General features: G+C 48.3%; 15 protein-coding genes, 1 tRNA gene and 2 pseudogenes. 13 read left to right on the top strand and 5 right to left on the bottom strand.

Annotated elements, in window-relative coordinates; all coding sequences use genetic code 11:
* Positions 1-29 precede the first annotated feature (29 nt).
* Entirely contained in the window at positions 30-2,000 is a 1,971-nt protein-coding gene (gene nagZ, locus MHI45_RS11765; RefSeq protein WP_076110729.1) for a beta-N-acetylhexosaminidase, read from the top strand.
* On the top strand, positions 1,997-3,184 hold the full coding sequence (locus MHI45_RS11760; RefSeq protein WP_076110728.1) for an anhydro-N-acetylmuramic acid kinase: 1,188 nt from the start codon (positions 1,997-1,999) through the stop codon (positions 3,182-3,184). The genes nagZ and MHI45_RS11760 overlap by 4 nt, the downstream gene beginning before the upstream one ends.
* A 1,002-nt stretch (positions 3,185-4,186) precedes the next feature.
* On the opposite strand, the gene MHI45_RS11755 is transcribed toward MHI45_RS11760, so the two are convergent.
* Positions 4,187-4,312 (bottom strand): hypothetical protein, encoded by a 126-nt coding sequence (locus tag MHI45_RS11755; RefSeq protein WP_256718104.1) that lies wholly within the window; start codon positions 4,310-4,312, stop codon positions 4,187-4,189.
* Positions 4,313-4,418: 106 nt separating this feature from the next.
* Positions 4,419-4,492, bottom strand: a tRNA-Arg gene (locus MHI45_RS11750).
* Positions 4,493-4,665: 173 nt separating this feature from the next.
* On the opposite strand from MHI45_RS11750, the gene MHI45_RS11745 reads away from it, so the two are divergent.
* The 8 genes from MHI45_RS11745 (at position 4,666) to MHI45_RS11710 (ending at position 14,769) form a co-directional block, all read left to right on the top strand.
* Positions 4,666-5,559, top strand: coding sequence for a hypothetical protein (locus tag MHI45_RS11745; RefSeq protein ID WP_445667502.1), 894 nt, complete (start codon positions 4,666-4,668; stop codon positions 5,557-5,559).
* A 96-nt stretch (positions 5,560-5,655) separates the two neighbouring features.
* Complete coding sequence (gene tig, locus MHI45_RS11740; protein ID WP_341119081.1) at positions 5,656-6,984, top strand: trigger factor; 1,329 nt, start codon at positions 5,656-5,658, stop codon at positions 6,982-6,984.
* 289 nt (positions 6,985-7,273) lie between these two features.
* Complete coding sequence (gene clpP, locus MHI45_RS11735) at positions 7,274-7,864, top strand: ATP-dependent Clp endopeptidase proteolytic subunit ClpP (protein ID WP_038595829.1); 591 nt, start codon at positions 7,274-7,276, stop codon at positions 7,862-7,864.
* Positions 7,865-7,876: 12 nt separating this feature from the next.
* On the top strand, positions 7,877-9,133 hold the full coding sequence (gene clpX, locus MHI45_RS11730) for an ATP-dependent protease ATP-binding subunit ClpX (RefSeq protein ID WP_038595826.1): 1,257 nt from the start codon (positions 7,877-7,879) through the stop codon (positions 9,131-9,133).
* Between the two features lie 101 nt (positions 9,134-9,234).
* Positions 9,235-10,374 carry a flavodoxin-dependent (E)-4-hydroxy-3-methylbut-2-enyl-diphosphate synthase gene (gene ispG, locus MHI45_RS11725; protein WP_076110811.1) on the top strand — a complete coding sequence of 380 codons (1,140 nt, stop codon included), beginning with the start codon at positions 9,235-9,237 and terminating at the stop codon, positions 10,372-10,374.
* A 441-nt stretch (positions 10,375-10,815) separates the two neighbouring features.
* Complete coding sequence (locus MHI45_RS11720; RefSeq protein ID WP_076110727.1) at positions 10,816-11,487, top strand: type IV toxin-antitoxin system AbiEi family antitoxin domain-containing protein; 672 nt, start codon at positions 10,816-10,818, stop codon at positions 11,485-11,487.
* Between the two features lie 1,076 nt (positions 11,488-12,563).
* Positions 12,564-14,276: an ATP-dependent protease LonB gene (lonB, locus tag MHI45_RS11715; RefSeq protein WP_076110726.1), complete on the top strand. Its 1,713-nt coding sequence runs from the start codon at positions 12,564-12,566 to the stop codon at positions 14,274-14,276.
* A 58-nt stretch (positions 14,277-14,334) separates the two neighbouring features.
* Positions 14,335-14,769 carry a VanZ family protein gene (locus MHI45_RS11710; RefSeq protein WP_076110725.1) on the top strand — a complete coding sequence of 145 codons (435 nt, stop codon included), beginning with the start codon at positions 14,335-14,337 and terminating at the stop codon, positions 14,767-14,769.
* Positions 14,770-15,381: 612 nt separating this feature from the next.
* On the opposite strand, the pseudogene MHI45_RS11705 reads toward MHI45_RS11710, so the two are convergent.
* Positions 15,382-16,619 (bottom strand): annotated as a pseudogene (locus MHI45_RS11705) (ISL3 family transposase).
* Positions 16,620-17,216: 597 nt separating this feature from the next.
* On the opposite strand from MHI45_RS11705, the gene MHI45_RS11700 reads away from it, so the two are divergent.
* Positions 17,217-17,435: a hypothetical protein gene (locus MHI45_RS11700; protein WP_076110723.1), complete on the top strand. Its 219-nt coding sequence runs from the start codon at positions 17,217-17,219 to the stop codon at positions 17,433-17,435.
* Between the two features lie 982 nt (positions 17,436-18,417).
* Here MHI45_RS11700 and MHI45_RS35165 read toward each other — a convergent pair.
* On the bottom strand, positions 18,418-18,810 hold the full coding sequence (locus tag MHI45_RS35165) for a transposase (protein ID WP_076110722.1): 393 nt from the start codon (positions 18,808-18,810) through the stop codon (positions 18,418-18,420).
* Positions 18,752-19,255 carry a transposase gene (locus tag MHI45_RS11695; RefSeq protein ID WP_144024312.1) on the bottom strand — a complete coding sequence of 168 codons (504 nt, stop codon included), beginning with the start codon at positions 19,253-19,255 and terminating at the stop codon, positions 18,752-18,754. Before MHI45_RS11695 ends, MHI45_RS35165 begins: the two co-directional genes overlap by 59 nt.
* 1,179 nt (positions 19,256-20,434) lie before the next feature.
* On the opposite strand from MHI45_RS11695, the gene MHI45_RS11690 reads away from it, so the two are divergent.
* Together MHI45_RS11690 and MHI45_RS35160 are read left to right on the top strand one after the other, a co-directional pair.
* Positions 20,435-21,667 (top strand): O-antigen ligase family protein, encoded by a 1,233-nt coding sequence (locus tag MHI45_RS11690; protein WP_076110721.1) that lies wholly within the window; start codon positions 20,435-20,437, stop codon positions 21,665-21,667.
* A gap of 720 nt (positions 21,668-22,387) precedes the next feature.
* A pseudogene (locus MHI45_RS35160) lies at positions 22,388-22,791 on the top strand (reverse transcriptase domain-containing protein); the annotation flags it as partial.
* Positions 22,792-22,899: the final 108 nt, after the last annotated feature.

Below are 22,899 nucleotides of genomic sequence, written 5' to 3'. Positions count from 1 at the left end.
ATCTGATTTGGGGAAGGCAGGCGGTGGCAATGGATTGGCGTGAGGCAGCGGTACAAGAGAGCGGCCTTGATGTGGTGGTCGCCGAAATGAGTCTCAGTGACAAAATCGGGCAAATGCTGATGTGCGGTTTCGAAGGAACCGCTGTGCCGGACGACGGAATTCGCGAGCTTGTTGCAAAAGGCGGGATCGGCGGCGTCATTTACTTCGCCCGCAACGTAGAGACGCCGGAGCAGGTAGCCAGAATGACCGCTGAGTTGCAGCAGGCTGCAGCGGAAAGCGGCAAGGCTCCTCTCTGGATCTCCATCGACCAGGAAGGCGGTATGGTTGCCCGTATTACTGAAGGCGTGGCGCTTATGCCCGGTGGAATGGCTATCGCAGCGGCCGGTTCGGTAGAGGATGCCTATCAGGCGGCTTTGATCAGCGGGCGGGAACTGAGCGCCATGGGCATTAATTTGAATTATGCTCCTGTGCTGGACGTGAACAATAATGCCCGGAATCCGGTGATCGGCGTCCGTTCCTTCGGCGAATCGCCGGAGAAGGTAGCCGATTATGGCGCAGCGACGATCCGCGGATTTCAGGATGCAGGTGTCGCGGCCACGGCTAAACATTTTCCGGGCCACGGCGATACCGATGTGGATTCCCATCTGGATCTGCCAACCGTTAGACATGACCGGGCACGTATGGACAGCGTAGAGCTGGTTCCTTTCCGCAGAGCAATTGCCGAAGGTGTGGATGCCATGATGTCGGCTCATATCTACTTCCCGGCACTTGAACAGGAGAAGCTTCCGGTTACGCTCTCGAAGGCGGTTCTGACCGGTCTGCTACGAGAAGAACTGGGCTTCGGCGGGATTATCATGACCGATTGCATGGAGATGAACGCCATCGCCGAGCACTACGGCACCGTTGAAGCTTCGGTGCTGGCCATTGAAGCCGGGGCTGATATCGTTCTAATCAGCCATCGCGCTGACCGTCAGCTGGCTGCCATTGAGGCTATCCTTCATGCAGTCGCTGAAGGCAGAATCAGCGAAACCCGCATTGACGATTCGGTGCGGCGGCTGCTCGCGCTGAAGGTGAAGCGGGGTGTGATCGCAGCCGGATCTGTTGGCGGGGCTGGTGCGGCGGAAGCCGATGCTGCGGATTCTTCGGCTGCAAGTGCAGGCGGTGCTGGAGCTGTGGGTGCAGGGGGTGCTGGAGCAGTGAGTGCAGAAGGCACAAGTGCTGAGGGTGCAGGAGGAACGAGTGCTGGGAGTGCAGATGGCGCTGGAGCAGTGAGTGCAGGCGGTGCGAGTGCTGTAAGTGCAGAAGGTACAAGTGCTGGGGGTTCCAAACTGTTGGAGATGGAAGACGAGCATGCTGCAAATTCCGCTGCGATGGATGTTGAATACGGACACGCGGTCAGCTCTGCCGCAGCATATGCAGGTCTCAGCCTGCTGGAAGCTCCTCCGCATGTAGAAGTGGCGCGCCGTATCAGTGAAGCCAGCATCACCCTGGTCCGCAATCATTCCTCTGTGCTTCCCCTACAACGGAAGAAGACGCTAGCAGTTACGGCAGCGCCTGTAGTAGCCACTCTTGTGGATGAAGCTTTTGGCGAAACCGCGGGACTTGGTGCGATGCTTAGTAAATATGGACTGGATTGCATTGACCGTGTCGTTCCGGCAGGTGATATTGCCAGCTATGCTGCGGACCTGCTGGAGGTAGCGCAGGTTGAGGACATTGAGCAGATCGTTGTGGGCACCTACAATGCGCAGTTTAATCCCGAACAATGCAATTTGGTGGAATCCTTGCGGGCGCTTGGCAAGCCGCTTGCGGTTGTTGCCCTGCGCAATCCTTATGACCTGCTGGCAATGCCGGAGATAGAGACTTATGCCGCTGCATATGAAGGGCGTCCGCTTGCGCTGGAAAGTGCAGCCAAAGCATTGCTCGGGCAAATTCCATTTCAGGGACGACTGCCGGTATCGCTCGGGGATAAATATCCGGCAGGCTGGGGCCTTAGCTTATGATTGGCCCGCTCTGGACTAAACAAAAATCTGTCGTTGTTGGTTTAATGTCCGGCACTTCGCTGGATGGCATTGACGCAGCGATAGTCTCAATAGAAGGAAGCGGACTGGCTGCCAAGGCTGAACTGCTGCATTATTCCTCTGTACCCTATGACGACGGGCTTCGGGAGCGGCTGAAGGAGCTATGCACGATAGAACATTCATCGGTGGACCTGGTATGTGGTATGAACGTATATCTGGCGGAACGGTTTGCCGAGGCGGCCATAGAAGCGGTACGCAGTGCCGGAATGGAGCTTGATGAGATTGATCTCATCAGCTCCCACGGCCAGACCGTGTGGCATATCCCGGAAGCGGCAGCCGATGATCCGCTTCTGGTCCGTTCCACCCTCCAGCTTGGCGACTTGTCTGTGCTGGCCAAGAGAACCGGCCGGGTTGTGGTCGGGGATTTCCGCCCGGGTGACATGGCAGTTGGCGGGCAGGGGGCGCCTCTGGCACCTTATGGAGATCTGATTCTGTTCCGGCATCCGGAGAAAGGGCGGCTGCTGCAGAATATTGGAGGAATCGGGAATTGTACAGCACTTCCTGCTGCAGCGGGTCCGGAGGATGTGTTTGCCTTCGATACAGGCCCCGGGAACATGGTCATTGATCAGACTGTATATCTGCTGAGCGGCGGACAAATGTCTTATGATGACGGAGGATCGTGGGCTGCGCAGGGAACACCAGATGAAGTGCTGGTGGATCAAATGATGGAGCACCCTTACTTTGCACTGAAGCCACCCAAGTCTACAGGCCGGGAAGTCTTCGGCAAAGCTTATGCCGAACAGTTTGTGAGCCTGGCCCGGGCACGCTGCTTGAACGATGCGGATATTGTAGCCACTGCCACCGCATTTACCGCGCGGACGATAACGGAAGGTTATCTGAGGTACGTATTCCCTGTATGCGAAATTGACGAGGTCATCGTCAGCGGCGGCGGTGCGCACAATGCTGCATTGCTGGCTATGCTTCAGCAACAGCTGCCGGAACAGGCTGTAATAACCTCAAGCGTGCTGGGTTTCAGCGACGACGCGAAGGAGGCGATTATTTTCGCCTTGCTGGGCAATGATTTCATGCACGGAGTCGCCAATAATCTTCCTTCGGCCACAGGAGCGTCCCGCCCGACAGTGATGGGCAAGCTGGCGTTTCCATAGAGGGATTTGATTTTCACATGCGCAGCTAACATTCCTGCGTAAACGAAGGTAGTCGAGAAACTTAGGCGGCAGGTAAACGCAGATAGCGGGTGAAACGCACCAGTAGGATAACCGTTACTGATAGGTGAATTTAACCAGTAAATAACCGCAGTCGGTAGGTGAATTTAACCAGTAGATAACCGCAGTCGGTAGGTGAATTTAACCAGTGGATAAACGCAGTTGGTAGGTGAATTTAACCACTAGATAAACGCAGCCGGTAGGTGAATTTAACCAGTGGATAAACGCAGTCGGTAGGTTAATTCAACCAGTAGGATAAACGCAGTCGGTAGGTGAATTCAACCAGTAGATAAACGCAGTCGGTAGGTGAATTCAACCAGTAGATAAACGCAGTCGGTAGGTGAATTTAACCAGTGGATAAACGCAGTCGGTAGGTGAATTCAATCAGTAGGATAAACGCAGTTGGTAGGTGAATTCAACCAGTAGGATAAACGCAGTTAGTAAATAGGCAAATGCCCCGCTTGTTATCAGGCGGGGTTGTTTCTTTTTATGCATGGAGTTGACGTGTTAGAGGAAGGACAACGGAAAGAATTCAAGCAGAATCTGTATCTACTGACGAAAGGTGCTATTGCTCACCCGCTTCGGACCCAGGGGGCCTTATTATTAAAGATCAGGCTGTTTTTAGGCGCATCCGGACTGAGGAGGCGTTATTTGTGCTGAAATCCCCGATTTAGGTTAATTTCTTTTAAATAACGACTCTGGAGTCCGCGACTCCCCCGGATGTCTGGTAATTGACTAAATAGCGTCTCCTGAGTCCGCAGTAGCCGAGTTGCCGCTAAACTGAACCACTAGTATTTTCGTTTGTGGTCGCTCAGCCACCCAACGAACCTCATTCAGAGATATGGTAGTTCACCCAATGGACTTCCCTCGTCGTTCCAGACGTCAAACGAATTCCCAACAGGCATCACTCGTCATTCCAAACGTCTAACGAATCCCCAACGGGCTTCACTCGTCGTTCCAGACGTCAAACGAACCCCCGAGGGCTTCACGATTCTTGATGCCTAACGTCCAGTCAGGAGGCATTGCGTTGCCGGACACGCCAACGTCCAGCTGACTTCGTGTTCCCGACATTCTAATTCCGAACTGCATCGCGTTCTTGGACGTGCCAGCCCGCAGCGGGCTCCGCTCGCCTGAACGCAGAAACAGCCTCCCCGAAGGAAGGCTGTTTCTGAAAGGACGTCCCGGAAGGGATTCGAACCCCCGACCGTGCGCTTAGAAGGCGCATGCTCTATCCAACTGAGCTACCGGGACATAATAGCTTGAGCGAAAAGCAAGCAAAAATTATGTTATCATACATAGATGACTTTTTCAACATGTTTTTTTGAAACCTAGCCGGGATATGCTATAATCTACAATTGACTAAGGTTCGGAGAAAAGGAGGTGCCCTCATTAATCATTCGAATTCCCCCGCCAAAGAGAATGTCGTGCTTTTTCCGAAGACGCTGGATTACTATCAGATTCAGCTCACGGTGATGCTGGAGAGTGAACGTTACGGGGAAGCGATGGAACTGCTGCGCTTTTTGCTGCAATGCCAAGGTCAGGAAGAGCGGCACTACGAGGAATGGCAGTCACTCCTTAGTTGGCTGGAGGCGGCCTTTCCTTACGCTGCCCAGGGCGGAGATGCGCAAGATGCCGCTCCCGGTGAAGAGCAGGATCTTAAGGAAGAGGACATGGCCCGCATACTGGCTAAATCGAAGCAGGAAGAGGATGCGGATTATCCTGATAAGTTATTGAAGCGTATCATGAACGAGCCGCTGTCCGAAGCGACGATCCTGGCACTGGAGCAGCTTTCTTATCTGGAGGGCGGACATGTAGACGAGACACTGACAGACTGGTTGGAAAAGTCAACGGTTCATCCGCTGCTGCAATTCCGTACACTGCAGACCCTCCGGCGGCGCGGCGCACAGGGAACCATTAGGCTGATGCGCGGACAGGAAGCGTCGATTGTGGAGATTGAGACGGTACCGCTGCAAAATGAGGATTTCCCGCTGCAGGTGAGCCAAGTGATGGAACGGGTGGCTGAGCAGGCGGAGGTTCATGAGCCTACTCTTTATTATTTTGCCCAAGAGCTTTGGGGACAATTTATCATGTCGATTTACGGTTCGGCCGAATATCGAAAATTGTTGGACGGAGAGGATGCGCTGCTCGATATTTGGGCGGGTGCACTGCATCAAATGGTGTCAGAAAGCCTGAACGGAACGCGGCAGGAAGAAGAAACGCGCGGGATGTACGGGATAACGGGAGGCATGCGCTTTCAATTTGAAGGAGCCTATCGTTCTCTCAAAGGATTTGTAAAGAGTTCTCTACTTGATAAATAAAGCGATGTTGTATATAATATAATGGTTATTCTGTGCGTGAATTGCGTGATTATTTAAAGTAAACATGTAACCTATTTTTGGAGGGAAAAGTATATTATGAAGGCAACTTGGGAAAAAATAGAGAAGAACCTTGGAGTTCTTGAAGTCGAAGTAGAAGCAGAACGCGTAGCTGCAGCACTCGACAAAGCTTTTAATAAAGTGGTTAAGAAAGCAAACGTACCTGGTTTCCGTAAAGGTAAAGTGCCTCGGCCGATCTTTGAATCCCGTTTTGGTGTAGAAAGCCTGTACCAGGATGCCATCGACATTCTTCTTCCTGAAGTTTACGGCGAAGCTGTTGAGCAAACCGACATTTTCCCGGTAGACCGTCCTGAAGTGGACATCGAGCAATTCGCTAAAGGTCAAGCATTTATTTTCAAAGCGAAGATCACTGTTAAGCCTGAAGTGAAACTGGGCGAGTACAAAGGCCTGGAAGTTCCGGTTCAAAAAGCTGAAGTTACTGAAGAAGAGCTGGATGCCGAACTGAAACGTCTGCAAGAACGTCATGCTGAACTGGTTGTTGTTGAAGATGAAGCGGCAGCTAATGGCGATATCACTGTAATCGACTTTGACGGTTCTGTAGATGGCGTGCAGTTCGAAGGCGGCCAAGCAGAACGTCATTCCCTGGAACTTGGCAGCAACTCCTTCATCCCTGGTTTTGAAGAGCAGGTTGTAGGCATGTCCACTGGTGATTTCAAGGATGTAGAAGTTACTTTCCCTGAGGCTTACCATGCAGAGAACCTTGCAGGCAAAGCTGCTGTATTCAAAGTGAAGCTGCATGAAATCAAACGCAAACAGCTCCCTGCCCTGGACGACGAGTTCGCCAAAGATGTAAGTGAATTCGACACACTGGAAGAATACAAAGCAGATCTGAAAGCACAGCTTGAATCCCGCAAACAGGAAGAGCTGAAAGGCGTTCGTGAAACTGCAGTAGTTGACAAAGCAGCAGCTAATGCTGAAGTGGAAATTCCTGAAGCGATGATCGCCAGTGAAGTTCAAAACATGGTTCGCGATTTCGACAACCGTCTTCGCCAACAAGGCATGAACATGGATATGTTCCTCAGCTTCTCCGGTCAAACCCGTGAAGATCTTGAGAGCCAAATGAAAGACGATGCCGAAAAACGCGTCCGCAACAACCTGGTGCTTGAAGTGATCGCGAAGGAAGAGAAGATCGAAGTTTCCGAAGATGAAGTGAACCAAGAGCTCGCTTCCATGGCTGAATCCTTCAAACGTTCTCCTGAAGAAATTCGCAGCATCCTTGCAGCTAACGGTTCCCTGAGCAGCTTGAACGAAGAAATTTCGCTGCGCAAGACCATTGAACTGCTCGTATCCAGCAGCGTGGAAGTTGAAGCAACTGAAGAGGCTGCTGAAGAAACAAGCGCTGAGTAATATTTTCTGGAGCTACATTTTACCTAGAACGGCCAAGCAGTAGCACGGCCTCCATAGACAGTTGATAAGGCACGTAAGTTTGTTACGTGCCTTATTTTTATCGGGTGCTGGCGTTTGGAGGTACATAACCGAACAGAGGATTGGCAATGTGTCTGAAATTGCGCTATAATGGCAGGCACATGACCAATGCGGATTTCCTCAGCAGTGAAAAAATGACATACCGCCTTGAACGTGTTAAAATATTTCTGAACGGAAAGACTAATCTGTATAGAGAAAAGAGGTTGGTGGCATGAGTCTGGTACCAATGGTTGTGGAATCCACAAGTCGGGGAGAACGGTCATACGATATCTATTCCAGATTGCTGAAGGATCGCATCATCTTCCTGAGCAATGCAATTGACGATGATGTCGCCAATCTGATTATTGCCCAGTTGTTGTTCCTGGCAGCAGATGACCCCGAAAAAGACATTCACCTGTACATCAACTCGCCTGGTGGTTCTGTGACAGCCGGCATGGGTATATATGATACGATGCAATACATCAAACCCGATGTTTCTACGATTTGTGTAGGAATGGCAGCCAGTATGGGATCGCTGTTGCTTACTGCTGGAGCTCCGGGCAAAAGATACGCGCTGACCAACAGTGAGGTCATGATTCATCAGCCGCTCGGCGGCGTTCAAGGGCAGGCATCCGATATCTGGATTCACACAGACTGGATCCTCAAGACTAGACATAAGCTGAATCAAATATATGTGGATCGCACAGGTCAGCCCCTTGAAAAAATCGAACGGGATACGGACCGCGATAACTTCATGAGCGCGGAAGAAGCGAAGGAATATGGGCTTATTGACCAGGTACTCTCTTCACCGATCATATCTTAAAGGGGTGGTAAGATGTTTAAATTTAATGATGAAAAAGGGCAATTGAAATGTTCTTTTTGCGGCAAATCACAAGAGCAGGTTCGTAAGCTTGTAGCAGGACCTGGTGTTTATATATGTGACGAATGCATCGAGCTGTGCACGGAAATCGTGGAGGAAGAGCTCGGCCATGAGGAAGAACTGGACCTGAAGGATATCCCGAAACCAAAAGAAATCCGTGATATTCTTGATCAATACGTAATCGGCCAGGAGCAGGCGAAGAAATCGCTCTCCGTTGCTGTATATAATCACTACAAGCGTGTGAACAGCCAAAGCAAGATCGAAGACGTTGAACTGACGAAGAGCAATATTCTCCTGCTCGGTCCAACAGGTTCGGGTAAAACGCTGCTGGCGCAGACCATGGCGAAGATTATCAACGTTCCTTTTGCTATTGCAGATGCCACTTCCCTTACGGAAGCGGGCTATGTGGGTGAGGATGTTGAGAATATTCTGCTGAAGCTGATCCAGGCTGCGGATTATGATGTGGAAAAAGCCGAACGCGGTATTATCTATATTGATGAAATTGATAAAGTAGCACGCAAATCCGAGAATCCGTCCATTACACGCGACGTTTCCGGTGAAGGTGTACAGCAGGCCCTGCTGAAGATTCTGGAAGGTACTGTAGCTTCCGTACCACCGCAAGGCGGACGCAAGCATCCTCACCAGGAGTTTATCCAAATCGACACGACGAACATCCTGTTCATCGTTGGCGGTGCTTTTGACGGTCTGGAGCAAATGATCAAACGCCGTATCGGCAAAAAAGTCATCGGCTTCAACGCTGCTGTTGAAGGTCAAAAGGACCTGAAGACAGGCGAATACCTGTCCATGGTATTGCCTGAAGATCTGCTCAAATTCGGTCTCATTCCTGAGTTTGTCGGCCGTCTGCCGGTAATCTCCACGCTAGAGCCGCTTGATGAGAATACGTTGGTACGCATTCTGTCCGAGCCGAAAAACGCGCTCACCAAGCAGTATATCAAGCTGCTGGAAATGGACAATGTCGCGCTGAAATTTGAACCGCTGGCGCTTGAAGCCATCGCTAAGGAAGCCATCAAACGTAACACGGGTGCCCGTGGTCTGCGTGCAATCATAGAGAGTATTATGCTTGATGTGATGTATGAGGTTCCTTCACGCGATGACATCAAGGACTGCGTGATTACGGAGCAGGTCGTTCAAGAGAAGGCGTTGCCTGAGCTGGGCATCAAGAAAGACAAGAAGAAGGAAGAAAGCGCCTAATTAAACAATACAATTCACAGACTCCACCTTTTTGCCGCTATCCCGCTTCACAAAGCGGGAGCGGTGGGGGTGGAGCTTTGATCGTTATGGGGGAGAAAACCATGTTCTTGAGACACCAGACCCGTCCTGTCAATGTTGGCGGAGTTATTATCGGGGGAAACAATGAGGTTGCTATTCAAAGCATGTGTACGACCAAAACCGCTGATGTGGAAGCTACGGTCGCTGAAATCCTGCGGCTGGAGGAAGCGGGCTGCCAACTCGTGCGCGTAACTGTCAACAATGAAGAAGCGGCTGCTGCGATCAAGGAAATCAAGAAGCAGATTCATATTCCGCTTGTAGCGGATATTCATTTTAACTATAAGCTAGCTTTGCTGGCTATTGAGAACGGCATCGACAAGGTCCGGATCAATCCCGGCAACATCGGCCGCCGCGACAAGGTGGAAGCTGTAGTCAAAGCCTGCAAAGAAAAAGGAATTCCGATCCGCATTGGCGTAAATGCCGGTTCGCTGGAAAACCACTTGCTCGAGAAATACGGCTATCCGACTCCGGAAGCTATGGTCGAGAGCGCACTTTATCATATTGGAATTCTCGAGGAACTCGATTTCCATGACATTATCGTTTCCCTGAAGGCTTCGGATGTGCCTATGGCTATTGAGGCTTACCGCAAGGCGGCAGAAGTCATTCCTTATCCGCTGCATCTGGGCATTACAGAATCCGGCACGTTGTTCGCCGGAACCGTGAAGAGCTCGGCAGGTATCGGGGCACTGCTCTCTATGGGCATCGGCAGCACCGTGCGGATCTCACTCAGTGCCGATCCAGTCGAGGAAGTGAAGGTAGCGCGTGAACTGCTCAAGACTTTTGGTCTGATCTCCAACGCTGCCACCTTGATCTCATGTCCGACCTGCGGACGCCTGGACATTGATCTCTTCTCAATCGCCAACGAAGTAGAAGAGTATATTTCCAAGCTGAAGGTGCCGATCAAAGTATCGGTGCTGGGCTGCGCCGTTAACGGCCCCGGAGAAGCCCGTGAAGCCGATATCGGCATCGCCGGTGCCCGTGGGGAGGGACTGCTGTTCCGTTACGGCAAAATGATCCGCAAGGTTCCTGAGGCAGAGCTTGTCTCCGAACTGAAGAAGGAAATCGACATCATTGTCGCTCACTTTGAAGCAACGGGCGAAATCCCCGGCCGCAAGCATGCCGGACTGGCTCCTGCTATAGGCGTGGGTACTCCGGAAGAATAGTAGAACTTATTCTAACCAGTCGAACAAGCTGACTCCTTTTATCTAATCATCCTTCATTCAGTTGCTGATTGGAACTCGTTGCTCTGCAGTTTGGCTATACTATAATTGCACTAATTAAATTTACTAAGGGGAAATACTCCCGTTAATTTGTTATTATTCAAGGGAGTGAAGAATATAGGGGGAATTCGTCCCTTTAATTCAATCATCTTAGGACGATTCGGAGATTTAGAAATAATTAAAGGGCAGTATTCCCTTTATTGCTCGAGAAACAAGCATTCTGGATATAATAGCGGGCGTATTTCCCTCTAAGTATAGATAGTTGTTCCTAATTTTTTTATAGCATCAAGCAAGGTGGCGAAAAACGTCCCATTGCACCACGGGTGATCCGGCGGTGAAATGGGGCGTTTTTTATTTTGTATAACCAAAGGGGGATTAGCGGATATGAATCACAAGCCGAATATTGAAGAGTTTATTCAGCATCATCTAGATTCTAGGAGCGGAGAGCGAAGGGGGAGGCTGGAGAGGGGGCATCGGCATGCCGAAGCATTATTTCTGCAAAATGTATGGTGGCCGCTGCGTGGTGACTTCTGCGATCTTCATCCGGAATATGAAGTCATGGACTGGCGCGGCCGTTCCTATTTTGCTGATTTTGCATTTTTGCCGGGAACGTTCAGACTCCTGTTGGAGATCAAAGGTTATGCTGCACATGTAAAGGATATGGACAGACAGAAATATAGCAATGAGCTGAACCGCGAAACGTTTCTGTGTGCAATGGGTTACCAAGTCATCTCCTTTGCCTACGACGATGTGGAGCGGCGTCCTGAATTATGTGTTACATTGCTGCGCATGGTGTTGAGCAGATATATAGCACCAGTTGTTCCAGTGGAGAAGTTGCTGCTGGTTGAAAGAGAAATTATGCGTTTTGTAATCCGTCAGGCCGGAACCGTACGACCGCAGGATGTAGCTGAATATTTCTCACTCGATCCTAAAACGGCCAGGCACATGCTGTATAAGTTATGTGAAAAAGGTTGGCTGATGCCTACAAAACGTGGCGATGGTGTCCGGAAGGTAAGGTATGAGCTGGCGTGCAATGTTCTCAGTTACTGGGAATAGTAGAGTGAGTGCAGCAACTAAGTGGTGGTCGAACATGGAGAAATAGGATGGAGGGTTTTAGTAAGCGAAGAACAGTTAAATTCACGGGATAGCGGGAAATGTACCCTATAAATTTGCTGTGATGTGCCCGTACTTACAAGTTGCGGGGAATTTGCCCTGCTAACTTTTAATGGAGAAGCTGATTCCACAATAATCTTTAAAAACATAGGGAGAATATCCCTCTATTTCAGCTATAAAGAACAAATCACTTGAAATAGAGGGGGTATTTCCCTTTGGTAAAAAGTCTGTTCAAAAGTTTGTGAGGCTGCTCAATGTATGGCCCGCAGCAGCAACATTTAGAAGTACATATCAACGACTGGTGACCGCGGCTACGCGAGGAAGTCGCATCAACGTACTATCGCCCAGTTACAGCTACGTTTAGTGGTGCACATCAACGACTAGTGGCCGCAGCAACGCCAAGACGTCACATCAACGAACTATCGCTCAAAGTTACAGCTACGCTTAGTGGTGCATATCAACGACTGGTTGGCACAGCAACGCCAAGACGTCCGTATCAACGTATCATCGCCCAGTTACAGCTACGCGAGGACGTCGCATCAACGTACAATCGCCCAAAGTTACAGCTACCCTTAGTGGCGCATACCAACGACTAGCGATGTGCAGCAACGCGAGGACGTCCGTATCGCAACTACGGTTAAATATATGTCAGCAGCAACGCTCTATCACCCTCAACAACGACAATCATCCGGCCTCTCGTGCCCCTAGGTGCAGCATTAGCACGAAGGCGATCCGCGTCTGACCCTCATTACGATTGCCCAACTCCTTACCGATCTTATCCGCCCATACCCTTTCCTACATCACCCACTTATTTATTCCTGTAACATTCAGCTATAAAATTCAGATAACCATCCCGTCAATCTGGCCTTCGGTCATACCCCTGATTTTTTTATCCAAAATTTAGTTAATTATTCATAAATACTGCCCCACTGCGTTTACGAATGACCGAAACGGCTATACTACCTAGTAGTAGCCAACGGTATAGACCAGGTAGACTGAATGAAATGGGAGGATGACCTATGGAATTAAGCTCATTGAGCATATTGCTGATGATCGTGCAGCTCTTTTTCGCGCTGGTTATCGGCGTTTATTTTTGGAATTTGCTGCGGGGACAGAAGACCAATAAGACGGCGGTGGATCGTGAGTCGCGCAAGGAGTTGGATAAGCTGCGGAAGATGCGGATGATTTCTTTAACCAAACCGCTCTCGGAAAAGACGCGTCCGGCCTCCATTGGAGATATCGTCGGGCAAAAGGATGGGCTGCGTGCCCTGAAGGCGGCGCTGTGCAGCGCCAACCCGCAGCATGTTATCATTTACGGACCTCCGGGAGTCGGCAAGACTGCTGCTGCCCGTGTCGTCATGGAGGAAGCGAAAAAGAATGTGCTATCCCCCTTCAAAAGTGATGCCAAATTTACAGAAATTGATGCGACTACAGCCCGTTTTGATGAACGGGGAATCGCCGATCCGCTAATTGGCTCAGTGCATGATCCGATCTACCAAGGGGCCGGTGCAATGGGGGTTGCAGGCGTGCCCCAGCCGAAGCCGGGAGCTGTGACCAAGGCGCATGGCGGGATTCTTTTTCTGGATGAAATCGGTGAGCTTCACCCCATTCAGATGAACAAGCTGCTAAAAGTTCTTGAAGACCGCAAAGTGCTGCTGGAAAGTGCCTATTACAATTCCGAGGACAGCAATACACCTGCGTATATCCATGATATTTTTCAAAATGGTCTGCCAGCCGATTTCCGTCTTGTCGGAGCAACCACCCGTTCTCCTGATGAAATTTCACCGGCGCTGCGTTCACGCTGTATGGAAATTTATTTCCGTCCTTTGCTGCCTGATGAGATCGCCGTGATCGGTCGTGATGCGATTCAGAAAATTGGCTTGAAGCCCAGCCCGGAAGCTGTGACTGTGGTGCAGCAATATGCCACTAACGGCCGGGAAGCCGTCAATATGATTCAACTCGCCGCAGGGTTGGCCTTGACCGAACAACGTGATACTTTAACAGCGGCCGACGTAGAATGGGTGGCTGGCAGCAGTCAGCTGCCGTTGCGGACGGAACGTAAGATTCCGTCATCGCCACAGATAGGGCTAGTCAACGGCCTAGCAGTGTATGGACCTGGTATGGGTACTTTGCTGGAGATTGAAGTTTCGGCTGCACCTGCTAGCGGTCAGGGACGGCTAAACGTTACCGGTGTGGTCGATGAAGAAGAGATTGGCGGGGGATCGCGTACGATCCGTCGCAAGAGTATGGCCAAAGGATCTGTAGAGAACGTGCTGACGGTCCTGCGCACGATGAATTTGGAGCCGGACCGTTACGATCTGCATGTAAACTTTCCCGGAGGTACGCCGATTGACGGTCCATCCGCTGGAGTGGCTATGGCTGTTGCCATCGTCTCCGCAATCCGCCGTCTGCCGGTTGACAACACTGTTGCCATCACCGGTGAGATCGGGATTCACGGCCGTGTAAAGCCAGTCGGCGGTGTGATCGCCAAGGTAGAAGCAGCTTTTCAGGCAGGAGCGACTACCGTGCTGATTCCGAAAGAAAACTGGCAATCCTTATTCGCCGACCTCGCCCCTCTGCGGGTCATTCCGGTGGAGACGGTGGAAGAGGTATTCCGTCACCTGTTCGGCGCGGACACCGCGGATGTGAGGCTGCCGGCAGTCTCCGGCGAGACGTTCTCTGCGTCACCTTCGCTCTTTAAGGCTGACGCTGCAGGGGATGTGCAAAATTAGATTTTTGATTACAAATCTGCGATACTATAAACACTGTAATTTGAAAGTGGGTATTGTAATGAAAACTTTTGTGCTTATCGCATGGGCCATGCTGTTGCTTGTATTCACCTGTGCTTCTGACTCCAGCTTTTGGGTGAACGGCACCGTTCCATCGTTTCATTGGTCGGGGTGGCCTGATTTTCATGTTCTGACCAAACTCGATTTTAGTCTTGATTTAATGTACAACTCTGGATATGTTCTTAGGAAAATTGGACATTTCACGGGATTTGCTGTGCTGGCAGTCCTGTTCTATAGACGGAGTAAGAGTACCGTCATGAGTATTCTTGCATCCATTGCTTTTGCCCTGCTGACAGAGCTGCTCCAATTATACTTTGGACGTGACGGCAGACTGTATGACGTAGCCATTGATTCTGCCGGTGTTTTATTGGGGGCGATAGTTGTGCAGATAGTGAACAGAATTAAGTTTGATCGCAATTTAAGCAATGCGAATTAGATGTTACTGTGCAGCAAAAGAGCGGGGCTGTCCTAGGAGCCAAGAAATGGCTGCTTGGGACAACCATTTTTTCGTATTATTAGGTCACCCAGTAACTTCTGGTTGGCCTATTTTTCTAGGTATTTTAAGGTGGCGGTAACCGGGAGAATGTAGGATTTTTTTTGGGGGGGGAGACCCCGTCACAAAAACTGTTCTTCCACTGCCTCCAATACCCTATTTGAGCTGGTAGGGGCAATGACCCCCGCATTATAAGCAAAGATATGGGTTTGGGACGATCGTAGAATTGCCAGTAATATAAACAGGAGGCTCTTATGAACCTACAGTAGGCATAGAAGTTGCTAAGGAATTCAGTGTGGTCCAAGTTTTTTTAACGAAATAAGCCTTGTGGGAAAGCGAATGCAACTGCTACCACTTTTTCACGATCACTCTATCTTCTTGTTGAAGTTTTGATAATGCTTTCTAAGAGCACAATAAGAAATCGCACTCTGTAAAATGGAAGTGTCGAGCAACCTCTCTGAAAGGAGTGATTTCGTATGATGATTAGGTACCTTCAATCTTACTTGATTATGGATTAATTAATTGGTTCAATCTAAAAATTAGCGGTTGATATTTTCATCCTAAAAAGCGGTGCCGATTACACTCAATTAAATACCGGCTTTGTAACATCGACGATTGCGTGTGAAATAGTGCCGGCGTTGATACGTTTTAATGCGATTATGCCGTCTCTCCACAGTGGCATTGGTCCAGAGGCAGTGATGGTAGTTCACGATTTCCTCTTCCCAGTTACGCATCGTTTTCAAGGCGTTTTGCACCGCTTCATACTGAAAGCCTTCCCTTGCTGGCACCAACGAATAAAACCAAGCTTGGCAACATGGAGATTCGGCGAATAGTCATACCAATAGGAGAACGATTCTTTCCATTCCCATACCTCACGTAACAGCGGGGAAATTGCCATCAGTTGATCTAACTGAATTCGGCTCTTTTCCGGTAAGGGATCTGCAGGTGGATTCAGTAGGTGATGATGGCTTTCAAGATCACTTTGGCCCGAGGGGAAAGGGTAGACTGCACTGATTTTCGGACCGCCTGGACACTCTCAATGACATAACCGTGAACGTGGAACCGGTCAGCAATCCGAATCGCCTTTGGAAAACACTCGTTGATTCAGGTGTGATACGTTTGAGCCAGATCCATGACAACCGCCTTGGGATTCAGGTTCAAAAAATCGGGATGCTGCTCGGCATACGCACGCAAGACGTCCAGCTTTCGTCCGGGAAGCAGGTCTAACATGGTTTCGCCTCGAAGATCGTGAATGCCGGTATTGTAGGTGTTCCCTTTGTTGATCGCAAAGCCGTCGATGCCGAGCACCAGTTCTGGCGTGTCTTTGGCTTGACTCCAAGCCTGCTCCATTAGACGCTCATTCTCTGCGGACAAGGCCTCTTGATGCATACGCTGAACCGTGCTGACGGGTAGATCTAGTATTCTTGCGCTATGCGCTTCCGTAGAGCCCAGCGCCTGATTCACAGTCTGTGTGCGGAAAAGGTGGCTGTATCGTTCATTGGGGCTCACCCACGCATACGACCAAACAAACCCAATATTGCACCGCGAACAGGCCAAGCGCAGTGAGGGAATGTGCAAAAAGCACTTCTTGCCAAAGATGCTGATATGACGAATCTTGCGTGGCGTGTTACGGCCGTCTCGCTTCACCGCTTGTTCGGAGTGACAGATCGGACAGGGCTATTTGTGGGTTACCAGTGAGGCTTCTAATGTACTTTCGCTGAGTTGATGGAGAGAACACTATGAAGTTGTAGTTCTGGTAATTCGAGCAGTTCGTTGATATACTGGAGTGGCATCTGTCATTTCCTTTTCTTGTTGTTTGGTAGGACTTACAACAATACAGGATTTGCAGATGTTTTTCCATTTCTATCCTCTTTTAACGTGCTTCGGTTTTCAATCGCTAATTTTGGGTTTGAGCCAATTAATTAAAGTTGAAATTTAATCTTCTGATGCGTAGTTGGCGGGTATTGGAAAAAGTACTATATAGTCAACGGCAGCTCAAGTGAGGCTGACGCAACCACCACGGCTGCAGGAGGTTATTGAAGACCTGGCAGAAGGAGACACGCTGGAGTCAAGGGCTATTTTATCGTCACGTATCTGGCGTTTCTCGAACTCTGGAAATTGTGGATATCGGAAAAGCAACGATTAACTACTTGGTTAACTCCGGATCATCGTGCTTTGATATTTACGATGTCGAAGATGTGGAGATCGACGGGCTTATGTTTATCTGTCTCAAGGTTAATCCGGTACTCCCACAACCTACACTGATAATATAACTATCTCATCAAGATCGGCGCTGCCAAAAACGTAAGCATACACGATTGCAAATTTTACAAGCATCTGGGACGTCATCCAGGTGAACAGTGTAAAGGGGGACTTGGGAAAATCAGGGAGTGCTTATCGATAAAAATAGGTTTGAGGAAATGGCGGATAATGCAAGTAAAGAGCAGACTTGCATCTGTTTGGATCCTAGAGCGCAGTACAGCGCCCTAGAAAATAACATCTTTGTGGATGTTAATGATGCAGTTAAATCATATGATACCAATAACCGCATTGAAGATAATAGCCTTACATCTTCCTCGCTCATTGCCGTGGGCAGTGGTTTTAATTAGCGGATTTGATCGGCTACAAGCAGGCGTATATTATAGCGTGCCAAAAGGTAGGCGGCGCCATCCAGAGCAAGCGTGTCATTTGCGGCAACATGTGCAACCAACTCAGAGGCAATACCCCTCTAATAATGACCATTGGCAATGTCGGCATGAATGGGAACTATAACAATGTTCTCAACAATGAGTTGCTGGTCAATACCGTACTTTACCCGGTACTGTAGCCAAACTCTGAAAGCGAGGTATTGGGCAATCCAATCGGATCGAATCCTCCAACAGGAGTGACGGCCTTTCTGGTTCTGTACCACTCCAAACTAGGGCGTGTAATGAAACGATAATTCTTTGGAAATTAGGTAAATAGTAGGTATGATGAGACGATACGAAATTCGTGATGACCATTGGGATAAAATCATGGAAGTACTGCCGAAGGAATGAAAACCGCAAGCAGGGAGACCCCCGAAAGACCATCGTCTGATGTTGAATGCCATGCTGTGGGTGGCAACAACAGGTGCAACCTGGTGAGATTTATCAGGATACTACGCCTCCTGGTTCACTGTTTATAGCCGGTTTCGCCGATGGCAAATTGCCGGGATTTGGGACCGGATTTTAGAACATGTCTCGATTGACTCCGACTTTGAAAGCATCATGATTGATGCAACAATTGTGCGTGTCCATCAACATGGGGCGGGCTCAAAAAAAAGGGGGGGAGCCTTCAGTCAATATCATTAAGATAAGCTCAAAGATAAGACAGGGAATAAAAATGGAATCCAAAACGGCATGGGGAAAAGCCCTGTGCCGTTTGTTTTTTGGTGCAAGAAAGGAAAAAGTGTACAGCAAATAAATAGGATGGAATATCCGCTTAAAAAATGTTCATGTGAAACGAATTATGCTACTCTGTAGACGAAGCTAACGGCTGATTTCCAGCGGATTTTGCGCGTATTCTTCTGCCCTGGGCGAATGGGTCGAATCGGTAAAATGTTTTTGCGAATCAGTGCTTCAACATCAGGCGAGGGTTCATCGTCCCGTGAGCGCAGGAAGTGTCTACAAATGTGAACGGCAACCGTGAAGTTGACTTGGTATGGGTGCCGTTTATCCATTTGGGAAATGACACGTGCGAGTTAATCATTTCAGCGAAATTGTACAGGATCATTCTTGCGAAAATCTCTTGGGTGATGTACTCTCGTCTCTTTGCGTGAAAATTCGTCAGACCGACGGTATATTTTAATGCCCTGAAAGAGGTTTCAATGCCCCATCGCCTGTTATAAATGGACTTGATTTCATCGGGTGGGAATTCAGTGGCAGAAAGATTCGTAATGACGGTTTCATAAGCGCCATTCGGCAGGACGAAACGAACAACCCGAAAGGAAATCGGGTAAAACAAGTTCTCCTGCAAATCCAAAAATCATTGGTAGACGTGGAAGGGACGAACCTGGAAATCTCGGGATGAGCCTTGGCCTCTTTGGTTTGTTTTTTGTGAGTGTCAGATGAACGTCCATATCAAACTCTCCGCTAGTAGGCAAGCGCAAGCTCGAAAGAATACCACTCGAATCCAAATCCTTTACCCGTATGACGTAGTTCCACCCTTTTAGTTCCATATGCGCGAAATTGTTATAACTTTCATAACCTCTATCGGCAATTACAATGGTTTTTCCCTGGATGGGGGAACGATAAACCATAGCCGCCAGCCGCCCTACCTCGTTGCACAATCTTCGCGGTCTTTCGGGTAAAATCTTTTCAGGGTTTTTGACATAAGGTGCTGGTACGGCTGACATTTCACGTATGAGGGATGTCAGTGTTTCTTTTAGCGAATTTGCGTACTCATTCATTGGCGTAACCTCCTTGTTTTTCCAAGGGGCTTCGCTACACACTTTCTTCTGCTTGTCAAGTTCTTTTTTTCTTTTTCATGCAAAACAAGAGCGGGCTATCTTTTCGATAACCTGCTCTTGTTCTTGATTTTTGGCCTTGCGTTCTAACTTAATGACATTGAGCCTTCAGCAGGCTATTGACCGATCTCCATGAGGCTTAAGAATTAAAATCCACGCCGTTGTTGATGCCCTAGGCAACCCGCTACGTTATGTGCTGACCAGAGGCCAGTGCCATGACTCGGTAACCCGGCTACGAAAACCTAAAATAGATGGACTTAAGAAAAACGCAAGTGTTGGCTGACCGAATCAGATTCTTCACCTTTTGAAGGTGCAGTGTGCAAGTTCGGTCATTCCAAGTAAATTGAACTGCCGGGAGCAAAGAGTATGGGACAAATGAGATCTACAAAGAACGTCATCTGATCGAGTGCCTTTTCAACAAAGTGAGGCATTACCGCCGATTGGCGACTTGCTATGACAAATTGGCCTGTATCTTATGGATTTTTGACATTGACTTCAATTATGGTGTGGCTCGCTTAGGTTTGCTACACGCCAAATAAATATCGACAGCAACTATTTCATCGGAGAGACATTGACTGCGATTATTGATAATCTTCTTTTATCGAGGGAGACAACAGCAAGCGATTCAAAGGCTCGAGTCTATATTATCAGTATGTAAGTTCTTCTGGCGGTTTTGACAACACACGCTATACGAAAGACTAGCTTACGTTCGCTTTTATTAGTAATGGTACTACTGCTGACTGGCTAACCACAACGGTTCATAACGTCAAGGATATCAACCGGAGTCTATGTAGTTACTCATAATCTGGGTCATATAAACTACATCGTGAGTGCCATTGTTGAAACATCGGCTAAGAGGATTATACAGTGCAGATTGCTGTTCGCTGCTCTCCAGTACGCTTAATGTAAACGATAGAGCTGGCAACCTTGTAGACTGCACCATCGCAGGCCGCATGTGCTGATAGGAGATAGAATCATAATGATATAAGTCCCAAATGGTAAGCGCCTAGAGAACAAATCGATTTAACTCCAGATGCTGAAAGTCTATCAATAGGTGGACAAATTTACTATCAATTGATAGACTTATTCCGTTATCTAATTAAAGACAATAGGTGGTTTCGGATGAAAAATTACAGACTTTTACTGATGCTTTTCTTCGCTGTTAGCTCGCTGATGTACGTTAGTGATTATGCATCCATCTCAACAATGGCTGTTTCAGGAATTATGATTATGCTCATTTTTATGTTAATTGTAAAAAGGATTGAGACTATTAGAGTTAATATTAAACTGATGGTTTTGTTTTATTTATTCATAGCCTCATGTGGCATATCCGGTCTGGTAAATGTGGATATCGAGCTTGTTAAAAGTACCTTGAATTTTGTGATAGTTTACATTTCTTTAATAGCTATCCTACCTAATTTAATCGAAGCTCCAACACGAGCCGTTACAAATGCCTATTTAATAGGCGCTGTTTTGCCAATTGTGGGTATCCCAATTATTAAAAGTGGCTTCGATACGGTGCCGTATAGAGGGATTTTTGGTAACCCTAACGCTATGGGTCTTATCGCAGCAACGGCATTTTCCGTAGTCTTTGGTATAGCATTGCATTACTTGCTCCTGTATCTTCAAGATTCGAAAAAAGTTAAGAAGAAAGTGCTTCTTTTCTCGCTAGGATCATGTGTTTTTCTATTATATGTAACCTTGCTGACGGCTAGTCGGACTTCCGTGCTCACTTGCGGAATAGTCTGTATAGTAGGGCTTATGTTTGTCATGAAAAATATTCTTCTTGATTTCAAGAAGCATAGAAACCTGTACTTCAAGTTAATACTTGGTCTGTTGCTTGTTTTTCTTGTAAGCTTAGTTTTTCCATTAAAGGAAACATTTCAGGAAAATATCCTAAGTAAGTTCCAGACACATAGTTATGACACCCTTAATGGGCGCGGTGCTGCTTGGACTCAGACTATTGCGGAGGCGAGACTTTTCGGGCGTGGAGGCAACTACTTTAGTGATTACACTTCAATAACCGCACATAACACCTACATCAATGTGTTAGGTCGTTTCGGATGGGCTCCTTTGTTTTTGTTCCTCATGTTCCTGATTCGAGCTTCATCAGAGTGTTACAAGTACGCAAAAAGAGATATGCATCAGACAAGGTTTGTGCCAGGGTTTGTAATTTTATCCTTTCTCACCCTATCTATTGGAGAAAGTATAATGTTTAATTTAGGAATGTTCCTTATGTTCGCCATGATCGGATCAGTCTCAGTGAGTAACTCAAGGGCATCAACAACCAGGATAGAACCTCTTGAGGACACCATAAATAGCCGGAGTCAACCAAGCCCTAGAAAAACTGCTTAACAGTTCTTAGTAGGGCCATGCTGTTCACTAATGTGTATCGGAGTGTATTGATAATCGCCAGTGAGTATTAGACAATATTACCTTGCTTTAGGAGGTGATAATGCTGGCTACATCAAGACACAAAGTGACGATCGAAGACGAGGGTTATAATGAGTTTTGTCAGTTCGTTTGCAAGAAGGGGATCAAGATTGCGATCTGGTGAATCGGAAAATGGAAGAGTTCATCGAAGAAGAGAGTAGATGATCGAGAAGTTCTGAAAGAAGCGCTCGTAATGGGTGCTTCTTTAGTTTGCACACCCAGCAAGGGCTCATCTCTAGCTGAAAGTCCCGAACGAGGGATGGCAAGTGCTTACAGTTAGCCAAGAGCAAGGGTGTCCGCTGTGAGGAGGATACTGAAGGAAGATGGAGGCAAAAGAAATGCCCGAGGTACACGAATCCCATTTGAGGCGGTTGCAGCCGGATAAGTCACAAAACCATGACGAAATCCTAGGCTGTCTAATGCTGTAGTTAAACTTGGCAGGCGCGGACGGAGAGATGACGTGCTTATCTGGGGAGACCTGCTAGTTAAACAAGGGAAAAATTGTAACCGTAGTCGAGAGGCTGCGCTGAATTGGCAGGAGTCATCAGAGGCCATAGTACGTAAGCTGTTGCAAAAACTTACAGAAGGGTTGAAGAAAGGAGAGAGAAAAAATAGCTTTGTATATCCAAAGTGGCCTGAGGTTGGGTCGGAGATTTGGATATGATATTCTTTGACCAGGTCAATCACGATATGGTGATAACATGAGTGGCACGGAAAGTGACGGACAAAATAGTGCTGACACTGATTCGCGTCTATCTGAACGGGTAGTCATGGTGGACAGAAAGCTGGAGCGCAGCCCATAAGAAACACCACAAGATGGTTGGCTCAACTGAATGATTTGGATAAGGAATTGATAGAGCGAGGGTTGCGATTCGTACGCTATGCGGACGACTGCAACATCTTTGTGGCTAGTAAGCGAGCCGTGAAAGCATCATGGAATCGGTAAGCCAGTTTGTAGAAGGAAGGCTGAAACTGAAAGTGACCGGGAGAAAAGCGCGGTAGCCAGACCATGGAACCGTAAGTTCTTAGGGTTTAGTTTCCTGAGCTAGAAACAGGCAACGATTCGCTTAGCACCGAGGAAATCTCGCGATTCAAAGAGTGAGGAAGGGGACTGACAACGATTGAAGATAAGCCAGCGAAAAAAGCTCCCAATT

This window comes from Paenibacillus sp. FSL H3-0321, from assembly GCF_038002865.1.
Classification (GTDB): domain Bacteria; phylum Bacillota; class Bacilli; order Paenibacillales; family Paenibacillaceae; genus Paenibacillus_AQ.
Note: the sequence above shows the minus strand (reverse complement) of the source record. Positions and strands in the feature narration are given on the sequence as shown.